The organism is Streptomyces pathocidini (assembly GCF_001418495.1).
Lineage (GTDB): Bacteria > Actinomycetota > Actinomycetes > Streptomycetales > Streptomycetaceae > Streptomyces > Streptomyces pathocidini.
Window position 1 is genome coordinate 1 of the sequence record NZ_LIQY01000302.1, and the last position, 3,427, is coordinate 3,427.

At 73.3% G+C, this 3,427-nt stretch carries 3 protein-coding genes; all 3 read right to left on the reverse strand.

Features of this window, described 5'->3' with window-relative positions:
- On the reverse strand, nt 1-624 hold a 624-nt coding region (locus tag AOK16_RS15590; protein ID WP_157859226.1), incomplete at its 3' end, for an SDR family NAD(P)-dependent oxidoreductase.
- A gap of 54 nt (nt 625-678) precedes the next feature.
- On the reverse strand, nt 679-1,755 hold the full coding sequence (locus AOK16_RS15595) for a Zn-dependent alcohol dehydrogenase (RefSeq protein WP_055472845.1): 1,077 nt from the start codon (nt 1,753-1,755) through the stop codon (nt 679-681).
- A 291-nt stretch (nt 1,756-2,046) separates the two neighbouring features.
- Entirely contained in the window at nt 2,047-2,922 is an 876-nt protein-coding gene (locus AOK16_RS15605; RefSeq protein WP_055472847.1) for a MaoC/PaaZ C-terminal domain-containing protein, read from the reverse strand.
- Between the last annotated feature and the right edge of the window lie 505 nt (nt 2,923-3,427).

Sequence of the window (3,427 nt, forward strand, 5' to 3'; positions counted from 1 at the left end):
GGCGCGCGGGCAGATGGCGTTGGCCGTCACCCCGTACTTGGCGAGCGCCTGTGCGGTGGAGGTCGTCAGGCCCACGATGCCGCCCTTGGCCGCCGCGTAGTTGGGCTGGCCCGGGGAGCCGGCGAGGAACGCCTCGGACGAGGTGTTCACGATCCGGCCGTAGACCGGGCCGCCCGCCGCCTTGGAGCGCTCGCGCCAGTGCGCGGCGGCGAAGCGCGTGGTGTTGAAGTGGCCTTTCAGGTGGACCCGGATGACCGAGTCCCACTCGTCTTCGGTCATCGAGAACACCATGCGGTCGCGCAGGATGCCCGCGTTGTTGACGAGGATGTCGAGCGAGCCGTACGTGTCGAGGGCGAGTGCCACCAGCTCCCGCGCCCGGCCGTGGTCCGCCACGTCGCCGACGTGGGCGACGGCCTGCCCGCCCTCCGCCCGGATCCGGGCGGCCACCTCCTCGGCCGGGGCGGCCGAGGCCTCGCCCGAGCCGTCGCGGCCCGGCCGGCCGAAGTCGTTGACGACCACCGCGGCGCCCAGGCGGCCGAGTTCGAGCGCCTCGGCGCGCCCGAGTCCGCGCCCGGCGCCGGTGACGATCGCGGTCCTGCCGTCCAGCGGACGGTTCGCAGTCATGGGACTCCTCTCCCTGCTCGGCTCCCGCTCAGCTCTCCGCTGGGCTCGCGGGACTCAGATCTCGATGCAGGTGCGCAGCGCCTCGCCCGTCCGCATCTGATCCAACGCGTCGTTGATCTCGGCCAGTTGGACCCGGTGGGTGATGAGTCCCGCGAGGTCGATGCGGCCGGCGCGCCACAGGGCGATGGCCCGCTCGTAGGACCGGGCCACGTCTCCCCCGCCGTACATCGACGGCAGGATGCGCTTCTCGTCGAAGAACAGCTCGAACATGCTGACCTGGAGGAAGTCGTCCATCGCGCCCGCGCCGACCACGCACAGGGTGCCGCCGCGGCGGGTGTTCTCGTACGCGGTGCGGGCGGTGGCGGACTTGCCGACGACCTCGAAGACGTAGTCGAAGCCCTCTCCGCCGGTGGTCCGGGCCTTGGCGTCGGCCAGTCCGTCCGGGGCGACGGCCTCGGTGGCGCCGAAGCGGAGCGCGGCCTCGCGCCGTGCGGCGACCGGGTCGACGGCGGTGATCTGGGCCGCGCCGGAGGCCCGCGCGCCCTGGATGGCGCTGATGCCGACGCCGCCGCAGCCGATGACGGCGACCGACGAACCGGCCGCCACCTTCGCGGTGTTGAGCGCGGCGCCGAGCCCGGTGGTGACGCCGCAGCCGATGAGCGCGGCGATGTCGAAGGGCACGTCGTCGGGGATCGGTACGGCTGCCCCGGCCGCGACGACGACCTCCTCGGCGAAGGTGCCGGTGCCGGCGAAGCCGAAGACGTCGCCGCCGGGGCGCTTGAAGTTGGGCGTGCCGGCGTTGAGGAAGCCCGACAGGCACAGGTGTGACTGGCCGCGCCTGCACGCGGGACAGCTGCCGCAGGCGGGCAGCCAGCAGACCAGGACGCGGTCACCCGGCTTGAGGTGCGTGACGCCGTCGCCGACGTCGACGACCTCGCCGGCGCCCTCGTGGCCGGGGACGAAGGGCGCGGGCTGCGGGAGTACGCCGTTCATCGCGGAGACGTCGGAGTGGCACAGGCCGGTGGCCCGTATGCGGAGCCTGACCTTCCCCGGCCCGAAGCCGACCGCCTCGACGTCGTCGAGGACTTCGAGTTTGTCCTGCCCGATCTCGTGCAGTACGGCTGCGCGCATGGGGGCGCCTCCTTCGCGGAGCGGTGGGCGGGGTACGGGGCGGTGTGCCCCGGCCCCGAGCGGATGCCCGGCGCCGGGTGTGGACGGCGGGCGGGTGCCGGGTGGTTGGGGGTCGAGCGCCGGATGGTCGGCTGGTGGTCGGCGGTGCTGCTCCTGGGCCTACGGGTGGGGGTGTGGGTGTCTTACGGGTGGTGCGTGCGCGTGTTTTACGGGTGGGAGTAAGCGTGTTTGACGGTTTGACGGGCGTGTTCTACGGGTGCGCGTGGGCGTGATTGGCGCGCGTGGGCGTGATTACGGGTGTGCCGGGGCGTGTTCGACGACGGTGTCGGCGAGGACGGGGGCGTCCTCGCGGTCGGCGGCGGTCACCGAGACCTGGATGCGGCCGGGTTCGGGGGTGTCGCGCCAGGCGCGGATGCGGAGGGTCTCGCCGGGGAAGACGACCCCGGCGAAGCGGGTGGTGTAGGCACGGACGCGGGAGACGTCGCCGCCGAGGACGGTGTCCACGACGGCCTTGAGCGTGATCCCGTAGCTGCACAGCCCGTGCAGGATCGGCCGGTCGAAGCCGGCGCGCTTGGCGAAGTCCGGGTCGGCGTGCAGGGGGTTCCAGTCGCCGGAGAGCCGGTAGAGCAGCGCCTGGTCCTCGCGGATGGGGCGCTCGACGGTGACGTCGGGTTCGCGGGTGGGGAGTTCGAGGCGTTCGGAGGGGCCGCGCTCGCCGCCGAAGCCGCCCTCGCCGCGTACGAAGATTCGGGTGTCGCTGGTCCACAGCGGGCCGTCGCCGTCCTCAGCGGAGGAGCGGAGGACGATGACGGCGGCCTTGTCCTTGTCGTACACCGCGGCGATCTTCGAGGACTGCACGGCGCGGCCCGCGGCCGGGAGCGGGCGGTGCAGCTCGATGCGCTGGCCGCCGTGCAGGACGGCGGCGAGGTCGACGTCGATGCCGGGCGTCCCGAGCCCGCCGGCGGCGGCGAGGGCGCCACCGGCGACGGTCGCGAAGCTGGGCAGTACGTGCAGCCGGGACTCGAGGGTGTAGCGCAGCTCGTCGGGGTCGGTCGCCGGGGCGCCGGCGCCGATGCCCAGGTGGTAGAGCAGGACGTCCTTGTGGTCCCAGGCGAGGTCCGTCGTACGGGGCTCGGCGGAGAGGGCGCGTCCGACGTCGATGGGCATGCGGGTCTCCCTGCGGGGGCGTTTGCACTGGGCACGAGCGGGTGCGTTTGCACTGGGTACGGGCAAGACCCCGGTGCGGCCGTCCGCACCGTCGGTCGCACCGGGGTCGTATTGCGGACCGGCCGGAGGCGCGCCGTTAGAACGCGTTCTAGCCGATGGGGCCATGTATAACGCAGACCACGCACCTTGGGAAGACCGCTGCCTGACGGTATGTCAGTTTGGTCGCGGCACCGGCGCGGGCCGGTTGGACACCCGGGCCCCACCGCGGTGGTTGCGCGCCGTCGCGGCGGAAGGGTTCTGGGGCCGGAGCCCCCAGAACCCCCGGCACCTGACGGGAGTCTGCGCCCGCCAGGAACGCGGGCCGGCTCGGCACCGCCGGGGCCCCGCCGTATCGATTGCTAGCCGTCGCGGCGGGGGCTTCTTCCGGGGACTACATCCCCGGAACCTCACTCCGTGAGCCCGGAGGCGGGTCGCGTCTCGGTGGGTGTGTAGCGTGATCGCCGCA